At 73.6% G+C, this 20,959-nt stretch carries 2 protein-coding genes; both read right to left on the bottom strand.

Annotated elements, in window-relative coordinates; translation table 11 throughout:
• Positions 1-41: 41 nt before the first annotated feature.
• Entirely contained in the window at positions 42-15,692 is a 15,651-nt protein-coding gene (locus ABZ370_RS06805) for a type I polyketide synthase (RefSeq protein ID WP_358617476.1), read from the bottom strand.
• Between the two features lie 262 nt (positions 15,693-15,954).
• Positions 15,955-20,919, bottom strand: a complete 4,965-nt coding sequence (locus tag ABZ370_RS06800) for a type I polyketide synthase (protein WP_358617474.1) — start codon at positions 20,917-20,919, stop codon at positions 15,955-15,957.
• Positions 20,920-20,959: the final 40 nt, after the last annotated feature.

The raw sequence follows: 20,959 nt of genomic DNA, 5'->3' as shown, positions 1-20,959 counted from the left end.
CCGCGGTGCTGAGATGAGTCGATGAGCTCTTGTGGAGCCGGTCAGGAGAGCCCGAGCTCGTCGTCGAGGAGATCGAAGATCTCGTCTGCTGTCGCGGACTGGATTTCACGGTCTTGTGCGGTGCTGTCCGTAGCACTGTGCGATTCGTTCCACTTCGACAGGAGGTCGCGCAGGCGGGTGGTGATGCCGGGGCTCTCGGCGTCATCGGGGGCGATCGTGGCGAGGATCGCTTCCAGCTTGTCGAGCTCCGCGTGCACGGGCTGGTGTGCGGTCGCGCTGTCCAGGCCGAGTTCCTCGCGCAGATACCCGGCGAGGGCGGTGGGCGTCGGGTAGTCGAAGATCAGCGTGACCGGCAGCCGCAGTCCGGCGGCGGCGCCCAGCCGGTTGCGCAGGTCCACGGCGGTGAGCGAGTCGAAGCCCAGGTCGAGGAAGCCGCGCCCGGCGTCGACGTCGTCGGGTGTGGCGTGTCCGAGGACGGCCGCCACATGGGTCCGTACGACCTCCAGGAGTTCCCGGTCGCGTTCGGTGTCCGAGAGCCCCGCGAGCCGCTCGGTGAGCGAGCCGGTGTCGGCCGCTCCGGCCGTTCCGGCGGCACCGGTGGCCCCGGTGTCGGCGGAGCGCCGTACGGGGGTACGGACCAGGCCGCGCAGCAGCGGCGGCAGCAGCCCGGCAGCGGCCTGGCCGCGCAGGGCACCGGTGTCGACGCGGATGGGTACGAACACGGCGGAGTCGGTGCCGGTGAGGGTGTCGGTCAGGTCGAACAGGGCCAGGCCCTCGTCCTGCGGCAGCGCCTCGTAGCCACCGCGCGAGATGCGGCTCACGTCGGTGGACTCCAGGCTGCCCGCCATGCCGTCGGCCGCCTCCCACAACCCCCAGGCCAGCGAACTCGCGGGCAGGCCGTGCGCGACCCGGTGCTGGGCGAGGGCGTCCAGGAAGGTGTTCGCCGCGGCGTAGTTGCCCTGCCCCGAGCTGCCGAAGGCTCCGGCGGCCGAGGAGAAGAGCACGAACGCGGACAGGTCCAGCTCACGGGTCAGCTCGTGCAGGTTCCACGCGGCGTCCACCTTGGGGCGCAGCACGGCGTCGATCCGCTCGCCGGTCAGCGAGCTGATCACACCGTCGTCCAGGACGCCCGCGGTGTGCACCACGGCGGTGAGCGGGTGCTCGGCGGGGATCGCGGAGAGGACGGCGGCCAGCGCGTCCCGGTCGGCGGTGTCGCAGGCCGCCCACGTGACGGTGGCGCCCAACGTGCCGAGTTCGGCGGCGAGTTCGGCCGCGCCGGGGGCGTCGCCGCCGCGCCTGCTGAGAAGCAGCAGCTGCCGTACGCCGCGCTCGGCGACCAGGTGGCGGGCGAACAGCCCGCCCAGGGCGCCGCTCGCGCCGCTGAGCAGCACGGTGCCGTGCGGGTCGCCGAATCCGGCCGGTTCCGGGGTGTCCGGTGTATCCGGGGTGTCCGGGTCGGCCGGGACGCGGGCGAGCCGGTAGGCGTGTGCGGTGCCGGAGCGCAGCGCGAGCTGCGGTTCGTCAGTGGCGAGCGCCGTCGGCAGCGCACGCTGCGAGGCGTCGGTGCCGTCGGTGTCGACCAACGCGAACCGGCCCGGGTTCTCCGACTGGGCGGACTTGACCAGGCCCCAGACGGTGGTGTGGGCCAGGTCGGCGATGTCCTCGCCGGTCCGTGCCGCGACCGCGCCACGGGTCACGAACACCAGGCGGCTGTCGGCGAACCGCTGGTCGGCCAGCCACGTCTGGACGAGGTCCAGGGCGTCCCGGGCGGCGGCCTTGGCCGCCTCGGGCAGCGGCGCCGAGCCACCGGGGAGGGGGACGAGCACCACATCGGGGGCGGTGCCGCCGAGGTCGTCGGCGAGGGCCGCCACGTGCGGGTAGTCGTCCAGCCGCTCGCCCGCCGCCGTGAACGTGGCGTCGGTGTCGGTATCGGCGTCGGCGCCGAGGGTCACCCAGCGTTCGCCCAGCGGGATGCCGGTGGCGGACAGGGGCAGAGCCGTCCACTCCGGGCGGAACAGCGACTCGTGGTGTGCGGTGCGCGAGGCGTTGACCTGGTCGGCCGACAGCGGGCGCAGCACCAGGCCGTCGATGGTGGCGACGGTGGCGCCGGTGCCGTCCGCGAAGTGGAGCGCCACGCCTTCGGCGGCCGGACGCAGCCGTACCCGCAGCGATGCGGCACCCCCGGCGTACAGCCGTACGCCGGTCCAGGCGAACGGCAGTCGCGCGCCTTCGCTCTCCGCGCCGCCGTCCGGGGTGTCGAGGCCGAGGGTGTGCAGGGCGGCGTCCAGCAGCGCGGGATGCACCCCGTACGTGGCGGCCTCGGGCTCGTGGCCGCGCGGCAGCCGGAGGTCGGCGAACAGTTCGTCGCCGCGCCGCCAGGCGCTGTGCAGGCCCTGGAAGACCGGGCCGTAGCCGAGTCCGGCGGCGGCCGCGTGCTCGTAGAACGCCTCGGTCGGCAGGGCGGTGGCGTCGGCCGGGGGCCAGACACCGAGGTCGGCGTCCGACGCCTGCTCGGCGGGTCCGCCCGGAGTGAGGAAGCCGGTGGCATGCCGCGTCCACGGCTCGTCGGCGGGGACGTCCTCCCGGCGGGAGTGCAGGGTCAGCCGGCGCCGCCCGGTGTCGTCGGCCGCGGCCAGTTCCAGCCGCAGCTGTACGCCGCCCTGTTCGGGCACGACCAGCGGCGCCTGCAGCGTCAGCTCCTCGACCGTGTCGCAGCCCGCCTCCTCACCGGCCCGCAGGGCCAGCTCGACGAAGGCCGTGCCGGGCAGCAGGACGGTGTCCATGACGGCGTGGTCGGCCAGCCAGGGGTGCGTCAGCAGCGAGAGCCGCCCGGTGAACACATAGCCACCGGTGTCGGGGAGTTCCACCGCCGCGCCCAGCAGCGGGTGGCCCGCCGTGTCGAGGCCCGCGTAGGCCACGTCCTCGGCGGAGATGCCCACGTCGAGCCAGTAGCGCTGACGCTGGAAGGGGTACGTCGGCAGCTCGACGCGGCGGGCGCCGCGACCGGCGTAGACGGCCGTCCAGTCCAGAGCCACGCCGCGCACATGGAGCTGGGCGAGGGCGGTGGCCAGCGCCCGGGCCTCGGGGCGGCCGTTGCGCAGGGCGGGGACGAACGCCGCCTGGTCCTCGTTGTCCTCGGTCTCCGTCTCTGCGAGGCAGTTCTCGCCCATCGCGGAGAGCACCCCGTCGGGGCCGAGTTCCACGAAGGTGGTCACGCCGCTGTCGCGCAGGGTGCGCACACCGTCGACGAAGCGGACGGACTCGCGGACGTGGCGGACCCAGAAGTCCGGCATGCGGATCTCGTCGGCCGTGGCCACGGTGCCGGTGAGGCACGAGACCAGCGGGATCGTCGGGGCGTTGAACGCCAGGCCCTCCGCGACCTTGCGGAAGTCCGCGAGCATGGCGTCCATGCGCGGCGAGTGGAAGGCGTGGCTGACCGTGAGCCGCTTGGTCTTCCGGCCCTGAGCCTCGAAGGACGCGGCGATCTCCAGGGCCACGTCCTCGTCGCCCGCGATGACCACGGACGTCGGGCCATTCACAGCGGCGATCGAGACACGGTCGGTGAGCAGCGGCGCCACCTCGTCCTCCGAGCCCTGGATGGCGACCATCGCGCCACCGGCCGGAAGCTCCTGCATCAACCGCCCGCGCGCCGCCACCAACTTCGCCGCGTCCGCGAGCGAGAACACACCCGCCACATGCGCGGCGGCCAGCTCACCGATCGAGTGCCCGGAGAGGTAGTCGGGCCGCAGCCCCCACGTCTCGACGAGCCGGAACAGCGCCACCTCGACCGCGAACAGCGCAGGCTGGGTGAAGCCGGTCCGGTCCAGCGCCTCGGCGTCGTCACCGAAGAGAACGTCACGCAGCGGCCGTTCGAGGTGAGCGTCCAGCTCCGCACACACCGCGTCCAGCGCCCGCGCGAACGCCGGGAACGTCTCGTACAGCTCGCGCCCCATGCCGAGCCGCTGGCTGCCCTGCCCGGTGAACAGGAACGCCATCTTGCCCTCGGCGGCGACCCCGCGCAGCTCTGCCGCCGGGTGCTCGCCGCGCGCCAGTACGTCGAGCGCACCCAGCACCTCGTCGTGGCCGTCGGCGACCAGGGCGACGCGGTGTTCGAGCGCGGCGCGGGTGGTCGCGAGGGAGAACCCGAGGTCGGTGAGGTCGGCCCCGGCCCCGGCGGCGATCCGCGAGCGCAGCCGCCGCGCCTGGGCGCGCAGGGCGTCCTCGTCGCGCGCCGACAGCAGTACGGGGACGTACGGCAGGGCCGTGGTGTCCGCCGGGGCGTCGTTCGCCTCGGGGGCGGGCGGCTGCTCGATGATGGCGTGGGCGTTGGTGCCGCTGATGCCGAACGAGGACACGCCCGCGCGGCGCGGACGGCCGGTCTCCGGCCACGTCTGCTGCTCGGTCAGCAGCGAGACCGCGCCCGCCGACCAGTCGACGTGCGGCGACGGCTCGTCCACGTGCAGGGTCTGCGGCAGCACCCCGTGGCGCATCGACAGCACCATCTTGATGATCCCGGCGACGCCGGAGGCGGCCTGCGTGTGGCCCAGGTTGGACTTGACGGAGCCCAGCCACAGCGGCTGCCCCGCGTCCCGCTCCCGGCCGTAAGTGGCGAGCAGCGCCTGCGCCTCGATCGGGTCGCCCAGCGTCGTGCCCGTGCCGTGCGCCTCGACGACGTCGACCTCGCCGGTGGCCAGGCGGGCGTTGGCGAGGGCCTGCCGGATGACGCGCTGCTGGGACGGGCCGTTCGGCGCCGTCAGACCATTCGACGCACCGTCCTGGTTGACGGCCGAACCGCGCACGACCGCCAGTACCTCGTGGCCGTTGCGGCGGGCGTCGGACAGCCGCTCCAGCAGCAGCATGCCCGCGCCCTCGCCCCAGCCGGTGCCGTCGGCCGCGCCCGCGAACGACTTGCAGCGGCCGTCGCGGGCCAGCCCACGCTGACGGCTGAAGTCGATGAACGTACCCGGGGTGAACATCACCGTCACACCGCCGGCCAGCGCGAGCGAGCACTCGCCGTTGCGCAGCGCCTGCGCGGCCAGATGCAGTGCCACCAGCGACGACGAGCAGGCCGTGTCGACCGTGACGGCCGGGCCCTCCAGCCCGAAGGTGTACGCGACGCGGCCGGAGACCACGCTGCTGGAGCTGCCGGTGCCGAGGTAGCCCTCGACCCCGTCGGGCACGGAGTGCAGCCGGGACCCGTAGTCGTGGTACATGACGCCCGCGAACACACCGGTCCTGCTGCCGCGTACGGACGAGGGGTCGATGCCCGCGCGCTCGAACGCCTCCCACGTGGTCTCCAGCAGCAGCCGCTGCTGCGGGTCCATCGCGAGGGCCTCGCGCGGGGAGATCCCGAAGAACGCCGGGTCGAACTCGGCGGCGTCGTGGAGGAATCCGCCGTCGCGGGCGTACGAGGTGCCCGGGGTCTCCGGGTCCGGGTCGTACAGGGCGTCGAGGTCCCAGCCGCGGTTGTCCGGGAAGCGGGTGATGCCGTCCTCGCCCGCGGCGAGCAGCTGCCACAGCTCCTCGGGGGTGGTGACCCCGCCCGGGTAGCGGCAGCTCATCGCCACGATGGCGATCGGGTCGTCGTCGGTGGCGGCCGTGACCGGCACCGGCGTGTGCACTGCCGCCTGAAGCTCGTCGCCCACCAGCTCGGTCCGCAGGTGGCGGGCCAGGACCTGCGGGTCCGGGTAGTCGAAGATGAGGGTCGCGGGCAGCCGCAGCCCGGTGGCGGCCTTGAGCTGGTTGCGCAGCTCCACGGCCGTCAGCGAGTCGAAGCCCAGATCCTTGAACGCCCGTCCGGAACCGATGGTGTCCGCACCCGCGTACCCCAGCACCGTCGCGACCTGCGCCCGGACCACGTCCAGCAGCAGCCGCTCCTGCTCCGCCACGCTCAGCCCGGCCAGCCGACCGGTCAGCCCGGCGTCGCCACCGGCCGCGACCGCGTCCACCGCGCGCCGCGCCGGGATGCGTACCAGGCCACGGAAGAGGGGCGAGATCGCGGGCTGGTTGCGCAGCGCGGCGAGGTCCACCCGCATCGGCACCAGTGCCGCAGCGTTCACGGTCAGCGCGGTGTCGAGCAGCGCGAGGCCTTCCGCGACCGGCAGCGGCGGCAGTCCGGCCCGCCGCATCCGGTTGATGTCGGCCTCGTCGAGGGTGTCGCCCATACCGGCCCCGGACCACAGGCCCCATGCGAGGGAGGTGGCGGGCAGGCCCTGGGCGGCGCGGTGCTGGGCGAGGGCGTCCAGGAAGACGTTGGACGCGGCGTAGTTGCCCTGTCCCGGACCGCCGAAGACGCCGGAGGAGGACGAGAACAGGACGAACGCCGAGAGGTCCAGCTCGCGGGTCAGCTCGTGCAGATTCCAGGCCGCGTCGACCTTGGGGCGCATGACGTGGTCGATGCGCTCGGGCGTCAGCGAGCCGATCACACCGTCGTCCAGCACACCGGCCGTGTGCACGACGGCCGTCAGCGGATGCTCGGCGGGGACGGTGGCCAGGGTCGCGGCCAGCGCGTCCCGGTCCGCCACATCACACGCGGCCCAGCGCACCTCAGCGCCCAACTCGGTCAGCTCGTCGGCCAGTTCGGCCGCGCCCGGCGCCTGGTCGCCACGGCGGCTCACCAGCAGCAGCCGCCGTACGCCACGCTCCGCCACCAGGTGGCGGGCCACCAGGCCGCCCAGCGAACCGGACGCGCCGGTCACCAGCACCGTGCCCTCGGGGTCCAGGTCGCGGCTCTCGCCCGGCTCCGGCTCCACGGCCACCCGGGACAGCCGTGGCGTCGACACCACACCCGCGCGGATCGCGAGCTGCGGCTCGCCCGACGCCACGGCGGCGGGCAGCGCTGCCGCCGACTCGTCCCGGCCGTCCACATCCACCAGGACGAAACGGCCCGGGTTCTCCGACTGCGCCGAGCGCAGCAGACCCCATACGGCCGCACCGGCCGGGTCCGCCACCGGCTCACCGTCGGCGGCGGCCACCGCGCCACGGGTCACGACCACCAGCGGCGCGTCCCCGAACCGCTCCTCGCCCAGCCACTGCTGAACGGTGGCGAGGGCGTCGGCGGCGGCGCGGTGCGCGCCCGAGGCCACGTCGTCGCCGTGGTGTTCCATGGACGGCGCCACGGCCACGTACTCGGGCGACGGAGCCGTACCCGAGGCGATGGCCCCGGTCAGCGCCGCGAGGTCCGCGTACGCGGTGCCACCGAGCCCCGGCGTGTCCGTGCCCAGAACGGCCCACCGGCCCTCGGCCGGGGTGTCCGTCATGGCCACGGGCCCGTTCGCCGTCCACTCCAGGCGGAACAGCGAGTCGTGGTACGCCGTACGCGCGCTCCGCAGCTGCTCGGCCGACACCGGGCGCAGCCCCAGCGTCTCGACGGCCCCGACCGGCGCACCCGTGGTGTCGGCGATCTCCAGCCGCACCCCGTCGTTGCCCGAGGGCACCAGGTGGACGCGCAGCGCGGACGCGCCGCTCGCGTACAGCGACACCCCGGTCCAGGCGAACGGCAGCCGTCCCTCGCCGCCGGTGTTGCCCAGGCCGTCGAGTCCGATGGCGTGCAGGGCGGAGTCCAGCAGCGCCGGATGGAGGCCGAACACGGCGGCGTCCTCGGCCACGTCCTCGGGAAGCGCCACCTCGGCGAACACCTCGCCGTCGCGCTGCCACGCCCTGCGCAGGCCCCGGAACTCCGGGCCGTACGCGAAACCGATGGCGAGCAGGCCGTCGTAGCGGCCGTCGAGGTCGATCTCGGTGGCGTCGGCGGGCGGCCAGGCGCCCAGCTCGAACGTCGCCTCGGGACGACCGCCCGCCGCCAGGACACCGGTCGCGTGCCGGGTCCACGGCTCCTCGGCGGGCAGGCTCTCGACGCGCGAGTGCAGCGAGAGCGGACGGCGGCCCATCTCGTCGGCCGCGCCCACCGAAAGCCGCAGCTGAACGCCGCCCTGCTCGGGCAGGACCAGCGGCGCTTCGAGGGTCAGCTCTTCGAGGTAGTCGCAGCCGACCTGGTCACCGGCGCGGATCGCCAGCTCCACGAACGCGGTGCCGGGCAGCAGCACACTGTCCAGGATCGTGTGGCCCGCGAGCCAGGGGTGGGTGGACAGCGCCAGACGGCCGGTGAACAGCACGCCGTCCGAGTCCGGCAGTTCGGCGCTCGCACCGAGTAGCGGATGCGCGGCCTCGCCCAGTCCCACCGCGGCCACGTCGCCGAGGAACAGCGACGACACCTTCGGCCAGTAGCGCTGGCGCTGGAAGGCGTACGTCGGCAGCTCGACCTGCGCGGCACCCGTACCGGCGTAGAACGCCGCCCAGTCGACCGTCACACCACGGACATGCGCCCGCGCGAGGGCGGCCGTCAGCGCCTCGGCCTCGGGCCCGTCCTTGCGCAGCGCCGATACGAAGGCGGCGTCGTCGTCGGTCACGCACTCCTGGGCCATGGCGGTGAGCACACCGTCCGGACCCAGCTCGACGAACGTGGCGACACCCTGGGCCTCCAGGGTCCGGACACCGTCCAGGAAGCGGACGGCCTCACGGACGTGCCGCACCCAGAAGTCCGGGGTCGCGATCTCCTCGGCGGAGACGACCTCCCCGGTGAGGTTGGAGACGATCGGGATGCGGGGCGCCTCGTACGACACCCCCTGCGCGACCTCGCGGAACGCGTCCAGCATTCCGTCCATGCGCGGCGAGTGGAACGCGTGGCTGACCGTGAGCCGCTTGGTCTTGCGGCCCTGCGCTTCGAACGAGGCCGCGACCGCAGCAACAGCGTCGTCGTCACCCGCAATGACCACGGACGACGGCCCGTTGAGCGCGGCAATCGAGACACGGTCGGTCAGCAGCGGCGCCACCTCGTCCTCCGACGCCTGCACCGCGACCATCGCGCCACCGGCCGGAAGCTCCTGCATCAGACGGCCACGCGCCGCCACCAACTCAGCAGCGTCCGCCAGCGAAAGCACACCGGCCACGTGCGCGGCAGCCAGCTCACCGATGGAGTGGCCGGACAGGAAGTCCGCCTTCACACCCCACGCCTCGACCAGCCGGAACAGCGCCACCTCCACCGCGAACAGCGCAGGCTGGGTGAACCCCGTCTGGTCGAGCACAGAGGCGTCATCCCCGAACAGGACGTCGCGCAGCGGCCGTTCCAGATGCGCGTCCAGGTGCGCACACACCGCGTCCAGCGCGTCCGCGAACACCGGATACGCCTCGTACAGCTCACGGCCCATCCCCAGCCGCTGGCTGCCCTGCCCCGTGAACAGGAACGCCACCTTGCCGCTCGCCGCCGAGCCCTCGACCAGGCCCGGCGCGGGCCGGTCCTCGGCCAGAGCGTCCAGAGCGGTCAGCAGCGCGGCGCGGTCGTCGGCGACCAGTGCGGCCCGCTCCTCGAACGCCGTACGGCGGGTGGCGAGCGTGAACGCCACGTCGCGGCCGTCCAGCTCGGGGCGGGAGTCGAGGTGTGCGCGCAGCTGTGCGGCCTGGCCGCGCAGCGCCTCGGGGTTCTTGGCCGACAGCACCCAGGCGGCCGGGCCGCCGGACCGGGAGACTGTCCCGGTTTCCTCATCAGGGGCCGGGGCCTGCTCGATGATGGTGTGCGCGTTGGTGCCGCTGATGCCGAACGAGGACACGGCGGCCCGGCGCGGACGGCCGGTCTCCGGCCACTCCCGCGCCTCCGTCAGCAGCGCGACCGCGCCCGCCGACCAGTCGACCTCGGGTGTCGGCTCGTCCACGTTGAGGGTCTGCGGCAGCACGCCGTGCCGCAACGCCAGCACCATCTTCATCACGCCCGCCACACCGGCAGCCGCCTGCGTGTGGCCGAAGTTGGACTTGATGGAACCGAGCCACAGCGGCTGGTCGGCGTCCCGCTCCTGGCCGTACGTGGCCAGCAGCGCCTGCGCCTCGATCGGGTCGCCCAGCCGGGTGCCCGTACCGTGCGCCTCGACCGCATCCACCTCGGCGGCGGACAGACCGGCACCGGCCAGCGCCTGCCGGATGACACGCTGCTGGGACGGACCGTTCGGCGCCGTCAGGCCATTGGACGCACCGTCCTGGTTGATCGCGGAACCGCGCACCACCGCCAGCACCGGGTGGCCGTTGCGCCGTGCCTCCGACAGCCGCTCGACGAGCAGCATGCCGACACCCTCGCCCCAGCCGGTGCCATCCGCACCCGCCGCGAACGCCTTGATACGACCGTCCGCCGCCAGCCCACGCTGACGGCTGAAGTCCACGAACGAACCCGGCGTCGACATCACCGTCACACCACCGGCCAGCGCCAGAGAGCACTCCCCCGCCCGCAACGCCTGAATCGCCCAGTGCAACGCGACCAGCGACGACGAACACGCGGTGTCGACGGTGACGGCCGGACCCTCAAGACCCAGCGCATACGACACGCGCCCCGACATCACACTGGCCGCGTTGCCCGTCCCCAGGAAGCCTTCCGACCCGTCGGGGGCGGAGAGGATCACAGGCAGGTAGTCCTGGCCGTTGGTACCGGCGAAGACGCCGACCTGCTGACCGCGCAGCGTCGTCGGGTCGATGCCCGCCCGCTCGAACGCCTCCCACGAGGTCTCCAGCAGCAGCCGCTGCTGCGGGTCCATGGCCAGCGCCTCGCGCGGCGAGATCCCGAAGAAGACGGGGTCGAACTCGGCCGCGTCCGCGAGGAATCCGCCCTCGCGCACATAGCTGGTGTTCTCGGTGCCGGACTCCGGGTCGTACAGCGACTCGACGTCCCAGCCACGGTCGGCCGGGAAGTCCACCACGGCGTCCTGGCCGGAGGCCAGCAGCCGCCACAGCTCCTCGGGGGTGCGGACACCGCCGGGGAAGCGGCAGCTCATGCCGACGATCGCGATCGGGTCGTCGTCGACGGCCACGCCCACGGACGACGCTCCGGTGACGGCCGGGCGGGAGCCGATGATTTCGGCCTGGAGGTGGTCGGCGAGGGCGATCGGGGTCGGGTAGTCGAAGATGATGGTGGCGGGCAGCCGCAGCCCGGTCAGCGTGGAGAGCAGGTTGCGGATCTCGACGGCGGTGAGCGAGTCGAAGCCGAGGTCACGGAAGGCGCGGCTGGGTTCCACCGAGTCCGGCCCGGGGTGGCCGAGGACGACGGCGACCTGGGTGCGGACGAAGTCCAGGGCGAGCCGGTCGCGTTCCTCGTCGGTCGCGGCGCCCGCCAGCTCCCGCGCCAGCGAGGACGGGTCTCCGGGCGTGGCGCCGGGGGTGGCGGTCACGGCGGCGCGGGCCGCGTCGAGGGCGCGCCGGGCGTCGGGGAGGTCGTCGATCAGCGGGTTGGGGCGGTTGGCGGTGAGGCCGGGCGCGAAGCGGTCCCAGTCGATGTCGACGACGAGGGAGAAGGTCTCGCCCAGGTCGAGCGCGGCGCCCAGCGCGGTGGTCGCGGCTTCGGGGGCGAGGGCGGGCAGCCCGGACTGGCGGAGGCGTTCGGCGACGAGTTCGTCGGTGGCCATGCCGCCCTCGGCCCAGGCGCCCCAGGCAATAGAGGTGGCGGGCAGACCCTCGGAGCGGCGCTGTTCGGCGAGCGCGTCGAGGTAGGCGTTGGCGGCCACGTAGTTGGCCTGGCCCGGGGCGCCGAAGGTGGCGGCCATGGAGGAGAACAGCACGAAGGCGGAGAGGTCGTGTCCGCGGGTCAGCTCGTCCAGGTGGCGTGCCGAGTCGGCCTTGGCGCGCAGCACGTCGGCCATGCGCTGCGGGGTCTGGGCGTCGAGCACGCCGTCGTCCAGCACACCGGCGGCGTGGACGACGGTGGTCAGCGGGTGTTCCGCCGGTACGGTCCCGAGGAGCGCGGCGAGGGAGTCCCGGTCGGCGACGTCGCAGGCGGCGAGCGTGACCTCGGCGCCCTGGGCGGTGAGTTCGTTGGCCAGTTCGGCCGCGCCGGGGGCGTCGGGGCCTCGGCGCCCGGCGAGCAGCACGTGGTCGGCGCCGTGGGCGACCAGCCAGCGGGCGACGTGGGCGCCGAGGGCGCCGGTGCCGCCGGTGATCAGCGCGGTGCCGTGGGTGGTCCAGCCGTCGCCGGTGGTCTCGTGGTGGGGTGCGCGGGCGAGCCTGCGGGCGTGGATGCCCTGCGGGCGGATCGCGAGGTGGTCCTCGTCGCGGAGCGCGTCGGGGCGGGCGAGGAGGTCGGCGAGGCGGGCGAGGGAACGGTCGTCGGCGGTCTCGGGGAGGTCGATCGACCCGGCCCAGCGGTCGGGCTGTTCGAGGGCGACGGTGCGGCCGAGGCCCCAGATCTGGGCCTGGACGGCGCTGGTGAGCCGGTCGGAGCGGCTGACGGAGACGGCGCCGCGGGTGGCGGACCACAGGGGCGCGTCGGTGGCGGCGTCGCCGAGGGCCTGGACGAGGGCGAGGGTGCCCGCGAGTCCGGCGGAGAGCGCGGGGTGCGCGCTGTGGGGGCGCTCGTCGAGGCCGAGGAGGGACAGCACGCCGTCGAGGCGGGTCTCCTGCTCCCCGTCCTCGGTGCGCAGGGCGGTACGGATCTGGTCGGTGACCGTGGCGCGGTCGCCTGTGGTGCCGTCGACGATGACCTGGTGGACGCGTATGCCGCGTTCGGCCAGGGTCCGCAGCGGCCCCGCGACCCAGGGGTGGCCGTCGTGTCCGGCGGGGGTGGCGACGAGCCAGGTGCCGGTGAGCGGTGTGGTCTGGAACGACGGCAGCGGATTCCACGTGGTGCGGTAGCGCGAGCCGTTGACGGTGGTGTCGACGTGGCTGCGGTGGCGCCACGCGGACAGCGCGGGCAGCACCTCGCTGAGCGGCTGGTCGCCGTCGAGCCCGAGGGTGTCGACCAGGGCGGCCAGGTCCTCGCTGTGGACGACCTCCCAGAACCGGGCGTCGGCGAGGGCCGGTGTGCTCGCGTCGGCGGCGGATTCGAGGTCGTACGCGAACGGGTTGGCGGGCCAGTAGCGCTGCCGCTGGAAGGCGTAGGTGGGCAGCTCGACGCGGCGGGCGCCGGTGCCCGCGTAGTACGTGCTCCAGTCGACGGGTACGCCGCGGACGTGGGCGTGGGCGAGCGCCTGGTGCACGGTGCGGGTCTCGGGGCGGCCGGGGCGCAGGGCGGGCAGGAACGCGAACGTCCTGGCCTTCGCCTCGGTGACGCAGTCCTGGGCCATGGCCGAGAGGACCCCGTCGGGGCCCAGTTCGACGAAGGTGGTCACGCCGAGGTCTTCGAGGCGGCGCACCCCGTCGAGGAAGCGGACGGCCTCGCGGACGTGGCGGACCCAGAACTCGGGCGTGGTGATCTCGTCGGCGCTCACCAGGTCGCCGGTGAGGTTGGAGACGATGGGGATCTGCGGGGCCTCGTAGGTGAGGCGCCGGGCGACCTGGCGGAAGTTGTCCAGCATCGCGTCCATGTGCGGCGAGTGGAACGCGTGGCTGACGGTGAGCCGCTTGGTCTTACGGCCCCGCGTCTCGAAGGACGCCGCGATCTCGGCAGCCGCGTCCTCGTCACCCGCGATGACGACCGACGTGGGCCCGTTCACCGCGGCGATCGAGACACCCTCGGTCAGGTGCGGCAGCACCTCTTCCTCGGACGCCTGCACGGCGATCATCGCGCCGCCGGCGGGGAGTTGCTGCATCAGCTGGCTGCGCGCGGCCACCAGGGCGGACGCGTGGGTGAGGGAGAGCACCCCGGCCACGTGGGCGGCGGCGATCTCGCCGATGGAGTGGCCGGCGAGGAAGTCGGGCCGCAGTCCCCACGCCTCGACGAGGCGGAACAGCGCCACCTCGATCGCGAACAGGGCGGGCTGGGTGTAGCCGGTCCGGTCGAGCGCCGCGGCGTCGTCGCCGAACAGCACGTCCTTCAGCGGCCGGTCGAGGAAGCGGTCGAGCTGGGCGCAGACCGCGTCCAGCGCCTCGGCGAACGCCGGGTGGCTCTCGTAGAGTTCGCGGCCCATGCCGAGCCGCTGGCTGCCCTGGCCGGTGAAGAGGAACGCGATGTTGCCCTCGACGGCCAGGCCCTCGGTGACCTCGGGGTGGTGGCGGCCCTCGGCGAGCGCTTGCAGGCCCGCGAGGAGTTCGTCCCGGTCGGCGGCGGCGACCACGGCGCGGCGGTCGAGGGCGGCGCGGGTGACGGCCTGCGAGTAGCCGATGTCGGTGGGCCGGTAGCCGGGGTTCGCGGCCAGGTGGGCGTGGAGCTGGGCGGCCTGGGCGCGCAGTGCGTCCTGGTTCTTGCCGGACAGTGCGACCGGTGTCAGGGGCGGGGTGGCCTGCGCCGGGTCCGGCTCCGCGCGACCGGGCACGACGTTCGTGCGGTCGGCATTCGCGTAGTCGGCACCCGCACCGTCGGCGTTCGTACGGTCGGTGGCGGGGGTGGCCGGAGCGGGGGGCTCCTCCAGGATGGTGTGCACGTTGGTGCCGCTCATGCCGAACGACGAGACGCCCGCGCGGCGCGGCTCGGCGCTGTCGGGGTCGTGCGGCCACTCGCGGGTGGCGGTGAGCAGTTCGACGTCCCCGGCGGTCCAGTCGACGTGCGGGGTGGGCTCGGTGAGGTGGAGGGTCTTGGGCAGCGCTCCGTGGCGCATGGCCATGACCATCTTGATGACGCCGCCGACACCGGCGCCCGCCTGGGCGTGGCCGATGTTGGACTTGATGGAGCCGATCAGCAGCGGCTTGCCCGCGGGCCGGTCCTGGCCGTAGGTGGCGAGCAGCGCCTGCGCCTCGATCGGGTCGCCCAGGGCGGTGCCGGTTCCGTGTGCCTCGACGGCGTCGACCTGGTCGGGCGAGAGCCGGGCGTTGGCGAGCGCCTGGAGGATGACGCGCTGCTGGGACGGGCCGTTGGGCGAGGTGAGGCCGTTGGACGCGCCGTCCTGGTTGACGGCGGAGCCACGGATCACGGCGAGCACCGGGTGGCCCCTGCGCTGGGCGTCGGAGAGCCGCTCGACGAGGAGGATGCCGACGCCCTCGCCGAGGCAGAAGCCATCGGCCTCGGGCGCGAAGGGCTTGGAGCGGCCGTCGAGGGCGAGCCCCCGCATCTTGCTGTAGTCGACGAAGACGCCGGGCGCGCACATCAGGGTCGCGCCGCCGGCCAGGGCGAGCGAGCATTCGCCCTGCCGCAGCGCCTGCACGGCGAGGTGGAGCGCCACCAGCGACGACGAGCAGGCGGTGTCGACGGTGACCGCCGGGCCCTCGAAGCCGAAGGTGTACGAGAGGCGGCCGGAGGCGATGCTCGCGGCGTTGCCGGTGCCGAAGTAGCCCTCGAAGTTTTCGTTGGAGCTGAGGATCGCCCCGAGATAGTCGTGATTACTGGTGCCGACGAAGACACCGACCTGCTTGCCGCGCGCCGAAAGCGGGTCGATTCCGGCCCGTTCGAAGGCTTCCCAGGAGGTTTCCAGCAGCAGCCGCTGCTGGGGGTCCATGCCGAGCGCCTCACGGGGGCTGATGCCGAACAGCGACGGATCGAAATCGGCGATTCCGTCGACGAATCCGCCCTCGTGCACATAGCTCGTGCCGGGGTGATCCGGGTCCGGGTGGTACATCCTGTCGACATTCCACCCGCGGTCGACCGGGAAGTCGCTGACCGCGTCGACGCCTTCGCTGACGATGCGCCACAAGTCCTCGGGCGACCGGACGCCTCCGGGGTAGCGGCAGCCGATCCCCACGATGGCGATGGGGTCATGGTTCTTCGCCTCGGCCTCTTGCAGGCGGAGGCGAGTCTGATGCAGATCCGCCGTTACCAGCTTGAGGTAGTCCCGCAGCGTCTCTTCATTCGCCATTTACGCAATCCATTTACGGCAGAGGGCATCGGAAATGCTCCACAGATCCTCAACAGGGGAGCCGGTAACCAACAACCAAATTAGTCGACTTCTCCACAAGAGGCTATGTCTGGGTTAACCCTCCCGACAACCCCTAGATGCCCCCTACGAACCCCTGGCGACCCAGGGAATCGATAGGGGGCAACCGGTATTGGAGAACTCTATTCAAGGGTGGGGAAAATCCTGTCCGACATCGGGAACGACGTCAATAGCAGAATTCCCGTCACGCCCTTCCGAGACCCTTGTTGATGAATGCGAACAGCTCCTCGTCGCTGGCCGACTGAAGCTGATCGGCCTCGGCCGCGCCCTGGGCGAGAGCCTCGGACGGCGCCGCCGCGGGCTCGGCCGGGGCGGCCGTGTCATCCGACTCGTTCCACTTCGCCAGCAGCGACTGGAGGCGCATGGTGATGCGCGCCCGGGTGATGTTGTCGGGCGTGCTGTCCCCGAGCACCGTTTCCAGCTTGTCGAGTTCTTCGAGCACCGGGGCGCCGGTGGCCGCCGCGTCCGGCACGATCTCGGCCCGCATATGGGCCGCCACGGCGGCCGGGGTCGGGTGGTCGAAGATCAGGGTCGGCGGCAGCTTGAGCCCGCTGGCCGCGCCCAGCCGGTTGCGGAGTTCGACCGCGGTGAGCGAGTCGAAGCCCAGGTCCTTGAACGCCCGGCCCGCCTCGATCGCCTCGGCCCCGGTGTGTCCCAGCACGGCGGCGACCGCGCCGCGCACCAACTCCAGTAGCACCCGCTCCCGTTCGGCATCCGGCAGCGTCGCCAGCCGGCCGGCCAGCGCGTCCCCGGCGGCGGCCTCCTCGGCGGAGTCCGCCCGCATCTCCTCGGCGATCTCGCGGGCCTCGGGCAGTGCGTCCAGCAGCGGACGCGGCCGGTCGGCGGTGAAGGCGAGGGTGAAGCGGCGCCAGTCCATGGCGATGACGGTGAGCGCCGTCTCGTCCCGGTCCAGGGCGTGCTGGAGCGCGGCGGTGGCGGGCAGCGGCGCCATCTCGTGGATGCCGTGGCGGCGCATCCGGTCGCCGGTGGCGCCGTCGACCGTGCCGCCGTCGCCCCACGGGCCCCAGGAGAGGGTGGTGGCGGGCAGCCCGTCCGCGCGGCGCTGCTCGGCGAAGCTGTGCAGGAACGCGTTGCCGGGCGCCTGGTTGCCCTGGCCCGGTGCGCCGAACGTCGCGGAGAAGTGCGAGAACAGCACGAACGCGGTGAGGTCCAGATCCTTCGTCAGCTCGTGCAGATGGCGCGTGGCGTCCACCTTGAGCCGCAGGACGCGCCCGGCCTGCTCCGGGGTCAGCCCCTCGATCACACCGTCCTCGATGACGGCGGCGGTGTGCAGGACGGCCGTCAGCGGCTGGTCGGCCGGGATGGCCGCGAGGGTTTCGGCGAGCGCCCCGCGGTCGGTCACATCGCAGGCGGCGAGGGTGACCTTGGCGCCGAGCCCGGTCAGTTCGGCCTCCAGCTCCACCGCGCCGGGGGCGTCCGCGCCCCGGCGGCTCGCCAGCACCAGGTGTTCGGCGCCGTTGCGGGCCAGCCAGCGGGCGACCTCCGCGCCGAGCCGTCCCGTACCGCCGGTGACCAGCGTGGTGCCGGACGGCTTCCAGGACCGCACGGGGGGCGTGTCGGCGAGCGGGGCGCGCACCAGACGCGGCCCGAAGACGCCCGCCTCGCGGATCGCCACCTGGTCCTCGTCATGGTCGGCGGCGAGGACGCCCATGAGGCGGGACAGCGCCTGCTCGTCGGGTGCCCGGGGCAGGTCGACCAGACCGCCCCAGCGCTCCAGATGTTCCAGCGCGGCCACCCGGCCCAGGCCCCAGACGAGGGCCTGTTCGGGGCATTCCGGCCGGTCGGCGCCTCCGGTGGAGACCGCGCCCTGGGTCAGGCACCACAGCGGCGCGCCGATTCCGGCGTCGCCGAGCGCCTGGATCAGCGCGAGCTGGGCGGCGGTCCCGGCGGGCAGGGCAGGGGCCTGAGGGTCCGTGCCCCCGGCGGGCGCGAGCAGCGACAGCACTCCGGTGAAGCCGCCCTCCGCCTCCGCGAGCGCGGTGCGCAGCCGCTCGGCGAGCTGTTCGCGGCCGTCCGTGCCGGGGTCCACCACGATCTGCTGGACGGAGGCACCGCGCCCGGTGAGCGCGCCCGTCACGGCGGCCGTCCACGCGTCGTCGGTGCTGGCCGCGACGACGAGCCAGCTGCCGTCCGGGAGCGCGGACCGCGCCTCGGTGAGCGGCTGCCATGTCACGCGGTAGCGCCAGCCGTCCACCGTGGACTGTTCGCGGGCCTGCTTGCGCCACGAGGCGAGGGCGGGCAGGACGGCGCTCATCGGCTGGTCGGCGTCGACGGTCAGCTCGGCGGCCAGGGCCTGCCAGTCCTCGGCCTCCACCGCCGCCCAGAACTTGGCCTCCACGGCGTCGTGCGGGGTCTCCCCCGCCGCGCGCCCCGCCCCGGCCTCGGGCCAGTAGCGCTGCTGCTGGAAGGCGTAGGTGGGCAGTTCGATACGGCGGGCTCCGGTGCCGTCGAACACCGCGTGCCAGTCCACGGCGACACCGCGCGACCACGCCTCGCCGACGGAGGCCCAGAAGCGGTCGAGACCGCCCTCGTCGCGGCGCAGCGAACCGATGGCGGCCGCGTCAAGACCGGCGTCCTCGGCGGTTTCCTGCACGCCCATGGTCAGCACCGGGTGGGCGCTGGACTCGATGAACACGCCGAAGCCCTCGTCGAGCAGCCGCCGGACGGCGCCTTCGAGTTCGACGGTGCGGCGGAGGTTGGTGAACCAGTACGCGGCGTCCAGCTCCGGGCCCTCGGCCCACTCCCCCGTCACGGTCGACAGGAACGGCACCCGGGCGGCCTTGGGCTGGACGGGGGCGAGCAGCTCCAGCAGCTCCTCGCGCAACAGCTCGACCTGGGCGGAGTGCGAGGCGTAGTCCACCGGCACCCGGCGGGCCCGGACCTCGTCCGCCTCACAGGACGCCAGCAGCTCGTCCAGCGCGGCCGGTTCGCCCGAAACCACCACGGCCGACGGCCCGTTGACGGCGGCCACCGAGATGCGTTCCTCGCCCCACGGCGCGATCCGCTCCCGCACCTGGGACACCGGCAGCGCCACCGACACCATGCCGCCCTTGCCCGCCAGCACCCGGCCAATCGCCTGGCTGCGCAGCGCCACCACGCGTGCCGCGTCCTTCAGCGTCAGAATCCCGGCCACGCACGCGGCGGCGATCTCGCCCTGCGAGTGGCCGACCACGGCGGCCGGTTCGACGCCGAGGGTGCGCCACAGCTCGGCCAGGGACACCATCACCGCGAACAGCACCGGCTGGACCACGTCCACCCGGTCCAGCGACGGCGCCCCGTCCACCCCGCGCAACACCTCCACCAGCGACCAGTCGGTGAACTCGGCGAGCGCGGCGGCGCATTCCTCGATACGGGCGGCGAACACCGGCGAGGCGTCCATCAGCCCCACGCCCATTCGCACCCACTGGGACCCCTGCCCCGGGAAGACGAACGCCGTCTGACCCGCGACGACGGAACCCCGCTCGACGCCCGCCGCCATGCCGCCGTCGGCCAGCGCGGCCAGCCCGGCCACCAGTTCCTCGCGGTCCCGGCCCTGGACCACACCGCGTACGTCGAGCGCGGCGCGGGTCGTGGCCAGGGACAGGCCCACGTCCACCGGGCGCAGCGCCGGTTCGTCCTGGAAGCGGTCCAGCAGCCGCCGGGCCTGGGAGCGCAGCGCCGCCTCGCTCTTGCCGGACACCACCCACGGCACCACGCCCGGCTGCCTGGACACCAGTTCCACCGGCTCCTGCTCCTCGGCGGGGGCCTGCTCGATGATGGTGTGCGCGTTGGTGCCGCTGAAGCCGAACGAGGAGATGCCCGCGCGGCGCGGGCGGCCCGTCTCGGGCCACGGGGTGGCCGATGTGACCAGCGAGACCCCGCCCGACGACCAGTCGATGTGCGGGGACGGCTCGGCGATGTGCAGCGACTCCGGCACCACACCGTGCCGCATGGCCAGCACCATCTTCATGACGCCCGCGATGCCCGCGGCGCCCTGGGTGTGGCCGATGTTGGACTTCACCGACCCCAGCAGCAGGGGCAGTTCCTCGGGGCGCTCGGCGCCGTAGGTGGCGAGCAGCGCCTGCGCCTCGATCGGGTCGCCCAGCGACGTCCCCGTGCCGTGTGCCTCGACCACGTCCACGTCGGCGCCGGACAGCCGCGCGTTGGACAGCGCCTGCTGGATGACGCGCCGCTGGGACGGGCCGTTGGGGGCGGTGAGGCCGTTGGACGCGCCGTCCTGGTTGACGGCGGAGCCGCGGACGACCGCGAGCACCTGGTGGCCGTTCTTCCGCGCGTCGGAGAGCCGCTCCAGCAGCAGGACGCCCACGCCCTCGGCCGGGCCGAAGCCGTCGGCGTCGGCCGAGAACGCCTTGCAGCGGCCGTCCTGGGACAGCCCGCGCTGACGGCTGAACTCGATGAACAGCCCCGGTGTGGACATCACATGGACGCCGCCCGCCAGCGCGAGCGAGCACTCGTCGAGCCGCAGCGACTGGACGGCCAGGTGCAGCGCCACCAGGGACGCGGAGCAGGCCGTGTCCACGGTGACGGCCGGGCCCTCCAGGCCGAAGGCGTAGGAGAGGCGGCCGGAGACGACGCTGCTCGCGTTGCCCGTGCCCAGGTGTCCGCCGAAGTCGTCGTCGGCGCCGAGCGCCACCGTCAGATAGTCGGAGGCGTTCATGCCCGCGAACACACCGGTACGGCTGCCGCGCAGGGCGGCCGGGTCGATACCCGCCCGCTCGAACGCCTCCCACGACGTTTCCAGCAGCAGCCGCTGCTGCGGGTCCATGGCGAGGGCCTCACGCGGCGAGATGCCGAAGAACGAGGCGTCGAACCGAGTGGCGTCGTGGAGGAAGCCGCCCTCGCGGGTGTACGTGGTGTCCGGGGTGTCCGGGTCCGGGTCGAACAGGTTCGGCAGGTCCCAGCCCCGGTCGGCGGGGAACGCGGTCTGCGCCTCGCCACCGGAGTCCATGAGCCGCCACAGCTCCTCGGGCGTGTGCACACCGCCGGGGAAGCGGCAGCTCATGCCCACGATCGCGATCGGCTCATGGGCCTGTTCGTCGACCTCCTGCAGCCGCCGGTGGGCGGCGGTGAGGTCGGTGGTGACCTTCTTCAGATATTCGCGGAGCTTGGCTTCGTTGGCAGTCGCCATGGACGTTCACCTATTCGCAGTGCTCTGGATCGTCGGGGGT

The organism is Streptomyces sp. NPDC005962 (assembly GCF_040629205.1).
GTDB lineage: Bacteria > Actinomycetota > Actinomycetes > Streptomycetales > Streptomycetaceae > Streptomyces.
Note: the sequence above shows the minus strand (reverse complement) of the source record. Positions and strands in the feature narration are given on the sequence as shown.

Excerpts from the sequence above, each read along its gene's own strand:
- ABZ370_RS06805 (WP_358617476.1), bottom strand. The coding sequence starts at position 15,692 with ATGGCGAATGAAGAGACGCTGCGGGACTACCTCAAGCTGGTAACGGCG.
- ABZ370_RS06800 (WP_358617474.1), bottom strand. The coding sequence starts at position 20,919 with ATGGCGACTGCCAACGAAGCCAAGCTCCGCGAATATCTGAAGAAGGTC.